Below are 13,766 nucleotides of genomic sequence, written 5' to 3'. Positions count from 1 at the left end.
CATTATTTCTGCTAGCGAAAGGAGCCAACAATGAGTCTGGAAATTACCCAGATAGCGTTACACCAGTTGATTAAACGAGATGAACAGACCTTAGAAGTCATGTTGCGTGATTCGTTATTGACGACAGACAATGTTGTGCAAGACATGATGGCAGAATTACATCGTGTATACAGTGCAAAAAGTAAGGCATTTGGTGAGTTCAACGAAGAGAGTGAATTGGCTGAAGCGTTAACGTTACTTCGTAAGGGTGAAGAAGAGTTTTTAGGCTTTAGCCGCGCAATGACCGTGCGTTTAAAAGATGAGCTGGCAAAATACCCGTTTGCTGAAGGCGGCATCGTTCTCTTTTGCCAATATCGTTACTTGGCAGTGGAATATCTCCTTATCGCTGTTCTGAATAGTTGCGATAGCATGTTTGTAACGGAATCCCTCGATTTGGGTACGACCCACTACTTAGATATCCCTCATGCGGATATTGTGGCGCGTATTGATTTGACTGAATGGGAAACTAATCCAGAATCTAAGCGTTATCTGACTTTCCTTAAAGGGCGAGTAGGGCGTAAAGTGTCTGATTTCTTTATGGACTTTTTAGCAGCGTCTGAAGGTTTGAATGCGAAGGTACAGAATAAAGGGTTAGTCCAAGCATTGGATGATTTTTGTGATAATGCGCAAATGGATAAAAACACTCGCCAAGCCTATCGACAGCAAGTTCATAGCTATTGCAGTGAGCAATTGCAATCAGGCGAAGAAATTGAATTGAAGGAACTCTCAAAAGAGTTGCCGATGGTGGAAGAGCAAAGCTTTGAAGATTTTACTCGCCAGAATGATTATCAACTGGAAGAGAGTTTTCCTGCTGACCGCGGTACTTTGAAGCAGTTAACCAAATTTTCAGGCAGTGGTGGGGGGATTACGATTAGCTTTGACGCAATGTTAATGGGAGAACGTATTTTTTGGGATCCTGTAACAGACACACTCACTATTCGTGGAACACCGCCAAATTTACGTGACCAGTTGCAACGCCGCGGTAATAAGTAGTGAACGATAGATTTTCTGTAGAAATTTTTATGTTAGAAATCTTACGTTAGAAATCTTACGTTAGAAATAAATAACGCCGCAATTGCGGCGTTATTTACTCGGCGTCCCGAAAAAACTTTAAAGCTCGGCTATGGGCTTAATTAAGCGCGCAGGAAGTCGATGTGCGTCACTTTTGGCTTAAATGGGTGACGTTGGACAGCCTGAACTTTTACTTTAGTTTCTTTACCATCGATAACCAGAGTCAGAACTTCGTAAAATTCTGCTTTGCTTTCTTGGTTAATGATTTCATCGTGGTTCAGAGTAACAGAGATAGCTTCTTGGTTGCCACCGTAAACGATAGCTGGCAGTTGGTTAGCTCTGCGCAGGCGGCGGCTCGCACCCTTACCCTGCTCTTTACGTTCAATTGCATTGATAGTTAACATTACAATTTCTCTATAAAAGAAAAAATAAAAATCCTGCTACAGGCGACCCAGCAGCAGGTTCGAGATTTGGCCCTGTAACATCATTTCGCGAAGCGAGACATACAAAGGCGGGCGGCATTTTAACGAAAAAACGGCTAGCGGGCAATCATTAAGATCATTATCTTTCTGACTTGGCATGATTTATTCGTCAGTAATCGGTTTTTTTCTTATTATCTTAATGATGCGGCAAGACGGAAACGCCCCTGATAATCAAAGATTTTTTCTCTAATCTCCCAGTAGCTTTCTTTTTTTCGAGCTACAATAAATTGCGGGTAACGTAATAAAGCTTGCTGTGAAATAATGTCGTTCGCATTATTCCAATGGAAAGGAACGCCTGGGGCACGATGATGTTCTCGTAAGAAGCGGAATTCAAATGCGCGTTTTTGAGCGGGAGTGGTGAGTCGAAAGCGCTCAGACACCGACGTACCATCTTCATCATAGTAAGTGATTTTCAGCCATTCGCCTTTTGCATCCAAGCCTGACGTGAGTTCCATTCCCCCGCAGCGTAAGATTAGCGCGTCTTTGAGTCGTAATGCGGCTTTGAGCATATCATCGGGGTCTGTAAGCACCTCTTGGCATTTATGGCAACGTCGTGCGGCAATGTCATTTTCAGCGCCGCAATGGGGACACTGTTTAAATCGAAAACGAAACTCGCATTGCTGTTTTCGTCCATGTTCATCTTCTTCCCACCCTTGGCATCGGCGCCCGTAGTGCTCGATAATTTGGCCATCGGCGGTGCATTTCCCCCAAAAAACATTGGCAAACTGACACAGTGGACAGAAAACTTGGACTGGAACGCTGGTGGAGTTGGGTTTGCTGCTACCCACTTCGGGACGAAAGAGGTCGTGAGGATTTCCAGCATAGTCCAGAATTAGGCACTGTTTTTTCCCTTCGCTCAAGCGTAAGCCACGTCCAACGATTTGCTGATATAAGCTGACGGACTCTGTTGGGCGTAAAATGGCAATTACGTCTACGTGTGGCGCATCAAAACCTGTGGTCAGTACTGAAACGTTGACAAGATAATGTAATTGCTTGTTTTTAAATTGCTGAATGATGTTTTGGCGCTCAAGGGATGGTGTTTCTGCGGTGACTAAAGCCGCGGTATCTTGAGGTAAATAACCTAGGACCTCTTTAGCATGCTCAACGGTAGCGGCAAAAATCATGCATCCTTGTAATGGCGTTGCATACTCAACAATCTGCGCCACAATTTTCGGTGTAATGCGCTGCTGTTTTTTGAGGGATAAATTGAGTTCTTGCTCGCTAAAAATTCCCGATTGGTTAACCGATACCTGACTAAAATCATATTGCAGCACTGGCATATCAAGGCGTTCAGGGGGAACCAAAAATTGGTTTTTGATCATGTAATGTAGCGGTAATTCATAGATACAATCACGGAAAAAACAGTGTTCATCACCTTTAACCATTCCGTGGTAGTGATATTGGTAAATCCATCCATGCCCTAGGCGATAGGGAGTCGCGGTCAAGCCTAAAATACGCAGTGCAGAGTTATGCTTTTGTAAGCTTAGGATAATTTGTTGATATTGGCTTTTTTCGTTTAAGCTGATTCGATGACATTCATCGATGATCACTAAGGAAAATTTGTCACCAAAGTGCTCAAGATTACGTGCTACCGATTGCACACTTCCAAAGACCACTTTACTGTGGGATTCTTTGCGATTGAGGCCTGCCGCAAAGATATCTGCCTCTAGGCCATAAGTCAGGTACTTGCCGTAGTTTTGCTCTACTAACTCTTTGACATGCGCTAAAACTAATACGCGGCCACGAGCCAGCCTCGCTAATTCAGCGATTACTAAGCTTTTTCCTGCCCCTGTCGGGAGCACGATTACCGCAGGTGTAGTATGACGTCGGAAGTGCTGGATCGTCGCGTCAACGGCTTCTTGTTGGTAAGGGCGTAAAGTAAAACTGGATGAAGCTGCAGGCATATGAGTTAGTTTTTTCAAAAAAGTCAGATTATTAATGTTAAATTTAAGTTAAATCCGTGGCTAGGTCTAAATTTAAACGTTCCCTTTGCTGCGCTATCACTTGTAACTGGTTATTGGTATAATAAATTATGTGATAGTAATCACAGCAATCCATCTTTCTATCTTATGACAGCGCGGTGCTATTGTACCTCTCGCTGACATTCCATCAAGTTAAGAGAATCTATGCGACTGGATAAATTTTTGTCCCAGCAACTTGGGATAAGCCGGAGTTTGGTGGCGCGTGAGCTGCGTGCCGGTAATGTCATGGTTGACGATGAAGTAGTAAAATCAGGCTCGATGCAGGTGGGTGTTGATAATGAAGTAGCCTATGATGGCAATGTGTTAGTGCAAGTCACGGGACCTCGCTATTTTATGCTCAATAAGCCAGAAGGCTATGTTTGCTCTACCGATGACCCAACGCACCCGACAATTCTCTATTTTATTGATGAGCCCATCGCTCAAAAACTGCATGCAGCAGGTCGTTTAGATATTGATACGACTGGGTTAGTGTTATTAACGGATGATGGGCAATGGTCTCATCGCATTACTTCGCCAAAACATCATTGCGAGAAAACCTACCGAGTTCAACTGAGTGAAGATATTTCTGACGATGTCGCCACTCAATTTGAACAGGGCGTCATGTTAAATGGTGAAAAATCACTCACGAAACCTGCGCAATTGGAGATTATTTCTCCACGTGACGTCCGACTGACAATCAGCGAAGGGCGCTATCATCAAGTTAAGCGGATGTTTGCGGCAGTCGGAAATCATGTGTGTGGTTTGCATCGTGAGCGAGTCGGGGAAATTCGTTTAGATGAGCAGTTAGAGCCGGGTGAATATCGCCCACTGACTGAAGCAGAGATTGAGAGTATTACGGTTCCCCGTTAATGATGTCATAGCAGGAGTTAATAAGTGCAACAGCAGCGTTCATCCTATTTGGGGCTGATTTTAATTTTAGGTTTGCTATCAATGCTAATGCCATTAGCGATTGATATGTATTTACCGAGTTTCCCTGCAATGACAGGTTACTTTAATGTAGATGAAGGGCGCATTCAGATGACCCTAAACAGCTACATTTTTGGTTTTGCAATTGGTCAGCTTTTTTATGGTCCGATGGCGGATAGTTTAGGACGCAAGCCCGTAATTTTAGGTGGGGTGATTGTTTTTGCATTAGCCTCTGCGGCTTGTGCAGTTGCTGAATCTATCGATACATTTATCTGGTTGCGTTTCCTTCATGGATTTGCGGCCGCCGCAGCCAGCGTCGTGATCAACGCATTAATGCGCGACATGTTTACTAAAGATGAATTCTCCAGAAGCATGTCTTTCGTCGTGTTGGTGATGACCATTGCGCCGTTGATGGCGCCTATCATGGGCGGCGAAATGATGCGCTGGTTCTCATGGCATGCCATTTTCTGGAGCATTGCGATTGCGGCTGTCATTGCTGTGGTGCTGGTCAGTTTATTTATCCGAGAAACGCTACCGGTTGAAAGACGACAAAAATTCCATATCGGAACCACTCTACGCCAATTTGCGACGTTATTCAGAGCCCGCCAAGTATTGTTCTATATTTTGGCCAGCTCATTCTCGTTTTCCGGTATGTTTTCTTTCTTGAATGCAGGGTCATTTGTCTATATCGACCTTAACGGGGTATCGCCTCAACATTTTGGCTATTACTTTGGCATCAATATTGTCTTCTTATTTATTATGACGACGATTAACGGCAAATTTGTAAGGCAATTTGGCGCGGAGCGAATGTTATACTTCGGGATTGTTGTCCAGTTCGTCATGGGTATATGGTTATTAACGACGACAGCATTGGGTATGGATTTCTGGACATTGGTGATTGGCGTCGCGATTTATGTGAGTGGGATTGCCATGATCACCTCGAATTCGATGGCGGTGATCCTTGATAATTATCCCCATATTGCGGGAACAGTTTCTTCACTTGCCGGCACAATTCGTTTTTCTATTGGCGCATTGGTGGGGACATTGTTATCGATGATCCCAGCTAAAAATGCATGGCCGATGGTAGGCTCGATGGTAGGTTGTGTTGCACTCTCCATGTTATTTGTGCTTTTAGCTAAACGAGCAAAATAACATCTCTAATTTAATCAGTTTCAAGGATGAAACTGATAAATTTATTAGTTTCTCTCAATTACTTATATCATTCTGATTTATATCACGAACATACTATTCATAATACCTATAGATTAACCTGCCAAAAGCATCGGTAAAATCGATTAATTGCGCATTGTAATTAAACTATTCATCAAAAAATGATCCATATCAATTATCTTAACTGGAATGTTTGTTAAATTTCTGTTTTTGAATCAATGCAGAATTAGTTTTTTGGTGATCCGAAATAAGTCTGGTTGAGCTTAAAAAATAGATAATTGTTAATCTATTTGAATAACATTGTAAAAAATAAATGGCTTTATTATGGCCTATTTTGAGTGTTATTCTCAAAATTTGTTTAATAATTAACTTTTTTGTCAAAAAAATGCGTATGCAATGATGTGTGTCACAAAAATTTAACGACATGCTACTTTTTTAATGTTATATTTAAGTGCTTACTTTTAACATTCATGTTACTTTTTTGATTGGATTAAAAGTTCGGTTTGAACGAGGATTTCTTTAAGACATATGTAGCTCTATTCACTCTCTAATATAGAGAGAGGTACAAGGAAGAGGGACGTTGTCTCTTGGGGGAGTTTCAGTATCTAAAAGAATCGATATTCATTGAGTGAAATGTAAATTAAATAGTGATTTGGCTAGTCAATTTACTTGGCAAAATGATGACATGTTTTAATAGGAAATTTTTGTGGAAAAATTAGGTCTTTCGGTGGTGCACAGGCTGCCGCAAAGCTACCGCTGGTTATCGGGAAAAATAGGTACGGATGTTGAGGTTGTGCCTATGAATGATATCAATGGCGATAAGCTAGTGGGGCTAAAATTGCTGAGCCACGACTGTGCAACAGATTGTATTGCAATGAAGCATTTGTCTGAATCGTTATCGGACATGCAGATCGATAATGCTATTTTAGAATGGCAAAAAGAGATGTGTTTATTTATCCGAGCGAGTGATGAGCTAACAGCGATGTGTCGTTTAAAAGCATCGGGTGTTGCTATCGCAGAAATGGCTTCTGGTTTCTATTGTGCCTAATGGCATTGAAACTATTTAATTTTCAGGTCGTATTTATACTATTCGGCCCAATAAAAAAGCTTCCAGTTTAGAGACTGGAAGCTTTTTTATTGGCAAGATATCTATATGTTATTGCATTAATATTTCTGGATTTTAGGAACCATTAACCACACGACGGCTTGCGTAATAACGCTTGCTCCAATAATCGCTAGTCATTTCAGAAACGATAACGCCATTGCTTGTAGAGGCGTGAACAAATTTGTTGTCCCCAATATAAATCCCTACATGCTTCATCGTGCGACCAGTTTTAAACAGAACTAAGTCACCCGCTCTTAAATTATTACGTTTTACACTTTTACCTGAAGATTCTTGTTCAGAGGTGGTACGTGGTAATTGCACGCCAAATTGTTCGAGGAAAGTACGTTGTACAAAGCTAGAACAGTCAACACCACTTTTAGTGGTTCCGCCTAAACGGTAGCTTACGCCTTTCCAGCTTGCATATTGATCCATGATTTTGGATTTGGTATCAACACTTCTGACTAAATCTTCGAATTCATCTTGAGATGCCATTGCGAGTGAGTCACTCGATGTTGCATTTAACATGCGGACATCTGAAGATCTTGCGGTAGTTTGACCATTCTTTGACGTTTTCGGTGCCGTACATGCTGAAAGCGTTACGGCAATTGCGACTGCCGGAACAATGCGCCAGACATAGCGCTTAAATTTTTCAGAAGTTAACATTAATAGAATATCCCTTGCCATTTTATTTATTGCTGTGTGGAAACTACACAACACACTTAAACGGATCCCTGTGAAAAACGCATTTTATCGACTGAGTGCATTTTTCGCAGAAAGTGTTTATGTATCGAACAAATTATGCTCTAAATTAGCAGCTGCCCTGTGCTCTAACACTTGTTGATTATATAAAGATAATCAGAAGCTGCTAAAAATCGTACTTATTTTATATATTTGGCTGATGAATATTGAGATCTTTAACCAAACATAAAGAATATACATAAACAAAGCTGAAATGGCGAGTTAATAGGGGCATAATTTACAAAACATTATATAAAACGAGAGATCCATCATCAACCTGCCTTCATAATGCGAATAATCCAGAGTTTTTGCGCTCTTACAGAGACCATTTTCAAAGAAAACATGATCATAGTCACGTTTATTATCTAATATCTTTATAAAAAAAGAGGGAATTTTTTAAATTTCAATCTGATTTGTAAAGAAGTTTAAATTTATATTGTTTGTCACCTTAATGTAAAAAGAATTAGCTGTATTCGATAGGTATATGTTGCGGATATTCTTACTTCATCATCGTGTGTTTTTTATGCATTAGTCTTCAAATGAATAGGGATAAACAATTATGTTCATTATTAGATGCTATAAAATTTCACGTTTTTAATAAACGAAAGGAATTAAATAAATTAAATTTTCACTAATAAAATGAATTTATATAGAAAGTTGTTGATAGTATTTATAAATATCAAATGTGATTGATGGAGAAGATGACTAATTTTAATAAAATAGAAAGTGATTTGTTGTATAAATGAAACCGATTTCAAAGAAATTCATTATATTTAAGTTAAATTTAAAATGCTGAAAATTTAGTCTCTTCTTTCGTGTTTTTTTAAAATAAAAAATAGCGACTATAAGTGAAATAACCATTTCTCTTCACAAATTAAGCTTATATCCGAAATTTATTAAATAACGCATCAATTAGATGTAAATAAATTCTAGTAATTGACGATAACTTAATTTTAAGCGGAGAAATTCTTGTGGATCACTCAGTAAAAAAAATAACATTAGTAGTATTTTCTTTAATGGCATTAACATTCGGTATGCACGCTAAAGCCTCTACGCACAGCGAAGCAAAATCCGTTGCATCAGGTACTATCCACTTTGTTGGCGCGATTGTCGCATCACCTTGTGTTATCACGAGTATCGAACAGAGCATTGATACGAAATGTTGGAATGATGATGGCGTTGTTAAAAGGACGTCAGTAACATTTAATAAATTAACAGAAAAAGGGACTGTGCTTCCAAATAAGAAAGGAACTCAGACATTCAAATGGATTAGCAAGGAGAATAAAACAGGGGTTTATACAGTTATTTATGACTAATAACTATATTGTCATTTTTATATTAATTTTTGAATGTTAAATGGAATTCTATTCTAGGATGAATGAGTAATGTTTATTTATATGACGCCTATGGGCTGAATGCCCATAGGTAATGTAAGCTTATTTTCTTACTGAGAAAATAGGGCAAAATAATTAATCACAACGGCCCATATAACGGCGTTCAGGAATATGAATACGGATTTTTTCACCGGTAGTTATATATTCAGGAACTTGAACTGTTAAGCCAGTCGGCATTGTTGCAGGTTTAGTACGAGCACTTGCAGAAGCGCCTTTAATGCCCGGTGTTGTTTCAGCAATCACCATATCGACAGTTTGTGGCAATTCAAGTGCTAGAACTTGCCCATCCATTGTTAAAACCTGCATTCCTGGTAAACCTTCTTCAGGAATAAATAACAGCTCTTCTTCAATATCCGATTTTTTAAAGATATATGGGGTATAGTCTTCATTGTCCATGAACACATACTCATCACCATCAATATAAGAGAAGCTTACCGCACGGCGAGTGAGTGAAATAGTGTCTAAAATATCATCACCTTTGAAGCGTTCTTCAACTTTTTGGCCAGTTTTGATATCGGTAAAGCGCATTTTATACAGTGTACTTGCGCCACGAGCGCTTGGGGATTGGATATCAATGTCTTTAACCAGCAGTAATTTCCCATTGTAGTTTATTGCAAAACCACGTTTGATTTCGTTGGCCTTGGCCATAAATAACCTTCTTTGTTATTGTCAAAAAGAGTTCGACAAAATTACTCGCAGATAAGGGATTAGGCAAGATGTTAACATCAAAAAAATCCCTAGTTTTCACGCTAGGGATCTCTTTTTAACCAATGATTGTCTTTGAATAACTTAATAGACAGGTAATAAACCTAACAGAGACAAAATATGTGCTGCTGCGTTAATCAAACCAAATAAGATTACGAACCCAATAACAAAGCTTCCCCCAGGTGTTCGATAGCTATTATTAGGGAAACGCTTACGGCTTGCTCTTGCCATCATCGCAGGGACAATCACCGCCCAAATAGTTGCTGCGAGTCCTGCAAAACCGATGGCATAAATAAAGCCATCAGGGAACACTAAACCTAAAATCGTTGGCGGTAAGAATGTAATAATAATGGATTTAAAACGCCCTTGATGGCTATCGTTAAATTTAAAGAAGTCAGCGATAAAATCAAATAAGCCGAGGGATACGCCTAAAAACGAACTTGCTAATGCCATATAAGAGAACAGTGTTAAAAATTGCGAAATAAAGCTACTCTGTGCGGAAATATTCATTTGATTCAGTAACGCGCCAATATTGTTACCATTTTCTCTGATCGCAATAAAGGATGAGCGAGGAATATTACCCTGGATAGCATACTGCCATAAGATATAGATAGTGACGGTAATTCCTGCACCGTACACTAAGCTCAACATGACGCTACGGCTGTCTTTATTGTAGTACTTCACTAACCCCGGTACGTTACCGTGATAACCAAAAGAGGTCAGTAAATAAGGCAAAGCGGCTAATGCGTAAGGTAAATATTCACTTTGGCTATTTTCATATTGGTCGAAGAGAACTAAAGGTGAAGCAGTTGTGACCATGCCACCAATAGACATAATGAACGTGATCACCATCCCACCAATTAAAATCGTACTTAACCTATCAACTGCACGGGTAGATAACCAAACAAAAAACGCGATAACGACCGCAAAAATAAAGCCTGAAAGTGCTTGTGGAACTTGAACATATTGTGAAATGTTCTCTGTAATGATTGAGCTACCCGCCGAAATATAGGCATAGGTTAAAATATACAACACAAACGTAATGGAGAGGGTATTAATGGTATTCCAGCCAGAGCCTAATAAATCTTTCACCATGGTATGAAAACTAGCGCCTGCCGGGTAGTTCATATTGGCTTCTAAAATCATTAATCCTGATAATAACATACAGATAAATGTGTAGATCAGTAAGACAACTGAACCGGAAAACCAAACACCTGAAGTCACCATAGGAATAGAAAACATACCTGCACCGACTGCGGTACCGGCTATGATCATTGAACCGCCTAAAATAGAGGGGCGCTTTGGTGGTTTTGTAACATCGACTTCCATGATGACTCCTGAATGATTGTTTCACTGTACTAGCTGAACGATACATTAGGTGTGAAATAATGTAAACATCTAAAAGATAATAAAATAAAAAATAGCTAAGAGTGGTTGTTATATGCACAAGTGGTGTGAAATTTGTGCATATTAGGTTTAGATATGTGGCTGATAGAAACGTTTACTGAACCATAATTCGATGGTATTACGGCTAGCTTCAAAATGAGGCTCAGGTAATGGGTCAGTCGGGGAGATCCACAACAGGCTTTCGCATTTATCCGCTTCCATGATTTGTGGAGCTTTGTCTCCGTTATATTCCACATGCATACAGATAGAAACGGTATGTTTGCCTTCTTGTTGGAAGGTTTCGATATTATTGCTGATACCAAATACAGTTGGCGTATCGATATCAATGCCAATCTCTTCTTTTATTTCACGGATTGCACAGGTTTCGAAAGATTCTCCAGGGTCAACATGCCCTCCGAAAATGGACCAATAAGGTGCATGTTGACTGCTACGTTTACCCAGTAGAATTTGCCCTTGGGCATTCGTAATTAGCACACCGACGCCAACAACAACATATTGAGGATCCGACATTATTTTTCCTTCTTCTTATTTTTATAAAGGAAAGAATTTTGCCACGTTACTTTCAAATTACAATCAGGAAAAATACAAATATCACTGAAACCAACAGTTATTAATGTTATAACTATGCCCTGAAAATCTTGTAATAAGACTGTCTGCACGAAGACAATAATGATAAGGGAGATAAGTAGTTATGACTCGCCGGGTTGCTACAATTACATTAAATCCTGCTTATGACCTTGTGGGGCTATGCCCTTCCATCGAAGTCGGTGAAGTCAATTTAGTTAAAACCGCTAGTCTCAATGCTGGAGGTAAAGGGGTCAATGTTGGGAAAGTCCTGCGTGACCTCGGTATTGATATCACTGTTAGCGGCTTTATGGGTAAGGATAACCAAGAAGAATTCCAACACTTCTTTAGTGAAAATGGCATGGCAAACCGTTTTAGCATGGTGCCAGGTCGTACACGCATTAATGTTAAGCTCACAGAAAATAACGGTGAGTCGACAGACTTTAATTTCTCTGGTTTTGATGTCAGCAAAGAGGACTGGAACCGTTTTTCCACGGAATCCCTTAATTGGCTTGGTCATTTTGATATGGTGGTGGTAAGTGGAAGCTTACCTAACGGGATTGAACCTGAAGAATTCACACGTTGGATGACTCGCCTGCGTCAGTTATGCCCTTGTATTATCTTTGATAGCAGTCGCGAAGCATTAAAAGCGGGTCTGAAAGCATCCCCATGGTTAGTTAAACCTAATCGTCAAGAGCTAGAAACATGGGTAGGGCGCAAATTACCGGATTTAAAAGATGTTATTGCGGCGGCGCATGAGCTACGCGATAAAGGCATTTCTCACGTGGTCATTTCCCTTGGTGAAGAAGGCGCTCTTTGGGTAAATGCTTCAGGGTCATGGCTAGCTAAGCCCCCTCAATGTGAGGTTGTCAGTACGGTAGGGGCTGGCGATTCAATGGTTGCAGGGTTAGCTTACGGTTTATTGAATGGTGAGACTAGCGAACATACACTCCGTATGGCGACCGCAATTTCTGCGTTATCAGTTTCTCAGCCTGATGTTGGCTTGAAAAATCGTAATAAACTGGCTGATATGATGGCAAAAATTGAGATGAAATCGCTGTAATTATTTTACGATTATTTCATTGAGAAGGCGGCTTATAGAAGGCCGCCTTTTTGTTAGCGATGCTTTTAGTTTATTGGCAGTTCTAGCGAGTTTGTTGCGATTTTAACCATGCAATTTCTTGTGGCCAAATATCGGGATTGATGGTTTCTAAAATCAGCGGTATACCATCAAAACGTGAGTCTTTCATAATGTAGCTAAATGGCGCATAGCCAATATTGCCTTCACCTAAACTATGATGGCGGTCAACACGACTGGAAAATTCACTTTTCGCATCATTAAGATGCATACCTTTTAAAAATTCAAAGCCTACAATATCAGAAAATTGTTGGAATGTTTTCTCGCAATCTTCCGCTGTGCGTAAGTCATAACCTGCGGCAAAGGCATGGCAAGTATCAATACAAACGCCGACACGGCTTTGATCTTTTACACGTTCGATGATTTTAGCTAAATGAGTAAAATCAAAACCAAGGTTTGTTCCTTGTCCTGCGGTATTTTCAATGACGGCGATAACGCCTTCAGTTTCTTCTAAGGCGATATTAATCGATTCTGCAATGCGCGCTAAGCAGTCATCAACTTCAATTTGCTTAAGGTGGCTGCCGGGATGGAAGTTCAACAGATCGATCCCCAATTGCATACAGCGTTGCATTTCATCAATAAAAGCGACGCGAGATTTCTCTAATGCTTCAAATTCAGGGTGTCCCAAATTAATGAGATAACTGTCGTGGGGTAAAATTTGGTGTTTTCCATAACCGTATTTAGCGCAGTTTTGTTTGAAGCTTTTAATTAATTCATCGCTAAGGGGGGCGGCTTTCCATTGACGCTGGTTCTTGGTAAATAAGGCAAATGCGGTGGCCCCAATTTCATGGGCGCGAATTACTGCTTGGTCAACGCCGCCAGAGGCGCTGACATGTGCTCCAATATATTTCATGATTGACTCCTTTTTTCAGGAGTATGCCATTAATAACTAAAGAAATGAAACCAATAAAAAAATGCCGCTTATAAAAATCGGCAATAGACCATTTTCAACCCTAGGGGGCTGAAAATGGTGTTTTTGAGTTGTAAAATAAACCAGGAAAATCAATTCATTGATTTTCGCCTGATAACACAAAGAGGGAAAAACCACGCTTTTATCCCTCTTTGCCAGCAACCTCTGCCGCTTATAAAAAGCGGCAATCGGAGGTGCTCAAAAAAGGAGACAAA

Annotated in this window: 13 protein-coding genes; 6 read left to right on the top strand and 7 right to left on the bottom strand. The window is 40.1% G+C overall.

The window, feature by feature from the left end; genetic code table 11:
• Positions 1-30: 30 nt before the first annotated feature.
• Entirely contained in the window at positions 31-1,032 is a 1,002-nt protein-coding gene (gene yejK / locus LDO51_RS17870) for a nucleoid-associated protein YejK (protein ID WP_108477940.1), read from the top strand.
• Positions 1,033-1,172: 140 nt separating this feature from the next.
• On the opposite strand, the gene rplY is transcribed toward yejK, so the two are convergent.
• Together rplY and LDO51_RS17860 are read right to left on the bottom strand one after the other, a co-directional pair.
• Positions 1,173-1,454, bottom strand: coding sequence for a 50S ribosomal protein L25 (gene rplY / locus LDO51_RS17865; RefSeq protein WP_006660420.1), 282 nt, complete (start codon positions 1,452-1,454; stop codon positions 1,173-1,175).
• A 209-nt stretch (positions 1,455-1,663) separates the two neighbouring features.
• Positions 1,664-3,436 carry a DEAD/DEAH box helicase gene (locus LDO51_RS17860; RefSeq protein ID WP_225577308.1) on the bottom strand — a complete coding sequence of 591 codons (1,773 nt, stop codon included), beginning with the start codon at positions 3,434-3,436 and terminating at the stop codon, positions 1,664-1,666.
• A gap of 222 nt (positions 3,437-3,658) precedes the next feature.
• Between LDO51_RS17860 and rsuA the strand changes: the two genes are divergently transcribed.
• The 3 genes from rsuA (at position 3,659) to LDO51_RS17845 (ending at position 6,638) form a co-directional block, all read left to right on the top strand.
• Positions 3,659-4,363 (top strand): 16S rRNA pseudouridine(516) synthase RsuA, encoded by a 705-nt coding sequence (gene rsuA, locus LDO51_RS17855; RefSeq protein ID WP_225575630.1) that lies wholly within the window; start codon positions 3,659-3,661, stop codon positions 4,361-4,363.
• Between the two features lie 24 nt (positions 4,364-4,387).
• Entirely contained in the window at positions 4,388-5,572 is a 1,185-nt protein-coding gene (locus LDO51_RS17850) for a Bcr/CflA family multidrug efflux MFS transporter (RefSeq protein ID WP_225575629.1), read from the top strand.
• A gap of 724 nt (positions 5,573-6,296) precedes the next feature.
• Entirely contained in the window at positions 6,297-6,638 is a 342-nt protein-coding gene (locus tag LDO51_RS17845; protein ID WP_225575628.1) for a hypothetical protein, read from the top strand.
• Positions 6,639-6,770: 132 nt separating this feature from the next.
• Here LDO51_RS17845 and mepS read toward each other — a convergent pair whose 3' ends face one another.
• Complete coding sequence (gene mepS / locus LDO51_RS17840) at positions 6,771-7,358, bottom strand: bifunctional murein DD-endopeptidase/murein LD-carboxypeptidase (protein WP_225575627.1); 588 nt, start codon at positions 7,356-7,358, stop codon at positions 6,771-6,773.
• 1,046 nt (positions 7,359-8,404) lie between these two features.
• Here mepS and LDO51_RS17835 point away from each other — a divergent pair.
• Positions 8,405-8,749, top strand: a complete 345-nt coding sequence (locus tag LDO51_RS17835; protein WP_225575626.1) for a hypothetical protein — start codon at positions 8,405-8,407, stop codon at positions 8,747-8,749.
• A gap of 153 nt (positions 8,750-8,902) precedes the next feature.
• Here the strand turns inward: LDO51_RS17835 and yeiP are convergent, their stop codons facing one another.
• The 3 genes from yeiP to LDO51_RS17820 all read right to left on the bottom strand — a co-directional run bounded on the left by yeiP (position 8,903) and on the right by LDO51_RS17820 (position 11,449).
• Entirely contained in the window at positions 8,903-9,475 is a 573-nt protein-coding gene (gene yeiP / locus LDO51_RS17830) for an elongation factor P-like protein YeiP (protein ID WP_154603558.1), read from the bottom strand.
• Positions 9,476-9,616: 141 nt separating this feature from the next.
• Positions 9,617-10,861 (bottom strand): tryptophan permease, encoded by a 1,245-nt coding sequence (mtr, locus tag LDO51_RS17825; protein ID WP_225575625.1) that lies wholly within the window; start codon positions 10,859-10,861, stop codon positions 9,617-9,619.
• A gap of 147 nt (positions 10,862-11,008) precedes the next feature.
• Positions 11,009-11,449 carry a nucleotide triphosphate diphosphatase NUDT15 gene (locus LDO51_RS17820; RefSeq protein WP_225575624.1) on the bottom strand — a complete coding sequence of 147 codons (441 nt, stop codon included), beginning with the start codon at positions 11,447-11,449 and terminating at the stop codon, positions 11,009-11,011.
• A 181-nt stretch (positions 11,450-11,630) separates the two neighbouring features.
• On the opposite strand from LDO51_RS17820, the gene fruK reads away from it, so the two are divergent.
• The gene (fruK, locus tag LDO51_RS17815; RefSeq protein WP_036953017.1) at positions 11,631-12,566 is read left to right on the top strand and encodes a 1-phosphofructokinase; all 936 of its coding nucleotides are present in this window, start codon (positions 11,631-11,633) and stop codon (positions 12,564-12,566) included.
• Positions 12,567-12,648: 82 nt separating this feature from the next.
• Here the strand turns inward: fruK and nfo are convergent, their stop codons facing one another.
• On the bottom strand, positions 12,649-13,494 hold the full coding sequence (gene nfo / locus LDO51_RS17810) for a deoxyribonuclease IV (protein ID WP_225575623.1): 846 nt from the start codon (positions 13,492-13,494) through the stop codon (positions 12,649-12,651).
• Between the last annotated feature and the right edge of the window lie 272 nt (positions 13,495-13,766).

Origin of the sequence: Providencia alcalifaciens (assembly GCF_020271745.1) — a bacterium.
GTDB lineage: Bacteria > Pseudomonadota > Gammaproteobacteria > Enterobacterales > Enterobacteriaceae > Providencia > Providencia alcalifaciens_B.
The sequence above is the reverse complement of the archived record's forward strand: the minus strand, read 5'-3'. Positions and strand labels throughout refer to the sequence as shown.

Coding starts and splice junctions, on each gene's coding strand:
- yejK (WP_108477940.1), top strand. CDS start 31: ATGAGTCTGGAAATTACCCAGATAGCGTTACACCAGTTGATTAAACGA.
- rplY (WP_006660420.1), bottom strand. CDS start 1,454: ATGTTAACTATCAATGCAATTGAACGTAAAGAGCAGGGTAAGGGTGCG.
- LDO51_RS17860 (WP_225577308.1), bottom strand. CDS start 3,436: ATGCCTGCAGCTTCATCCAGTTTTACTTTACGCCCTTACCAACAAGAA.
- rsuA (WP_225575630.1), top strand. CDS start 3,659: ATGCGACTGGATAAATTTTTGTCCCAGCAACTTGGGATAAGCCGGAGT.
- mepS (WP_225575627.1), bottom strand. CDS start 7,358: ATGTTAACTTCTGAAAAATTTAAGCGCTATGTCTGGCGCATTGTTCCG.
- yeiP (WP_154603558.1), bottom strand. CDS start 9,475: ATGGCCAAGGCCAACGAAATCAAACGTGGTTTTGCAATAAACTACAAT.
- mtr (WP_225575625.1), bottom strand. CDS start 10,861: ATGGAAGTCGATGTTACAAAACCACCAAAGCGCCCCTCTATTTTAGGC.
- LDO51_RS17820 (WP_225575624.1), bottom strand. CDS start 11,449: ATGTCGGATCCTCAATATGTTGTTGTTGGCGTCGGTGTGCTAATTACG.
- fruK (WP_036953017.1), top strand. CDS start 11,631: ATGACTCGCCGGGTTGCTACAATTACATTAAATCCTGCTTATGACCTT.
- nfo (WP_225575623.1), bottom strand. CDS start 13,494: ATGAAATATATTGGAGCACATGTCAGCGCCTCTGGCGGCGTTGACCAA.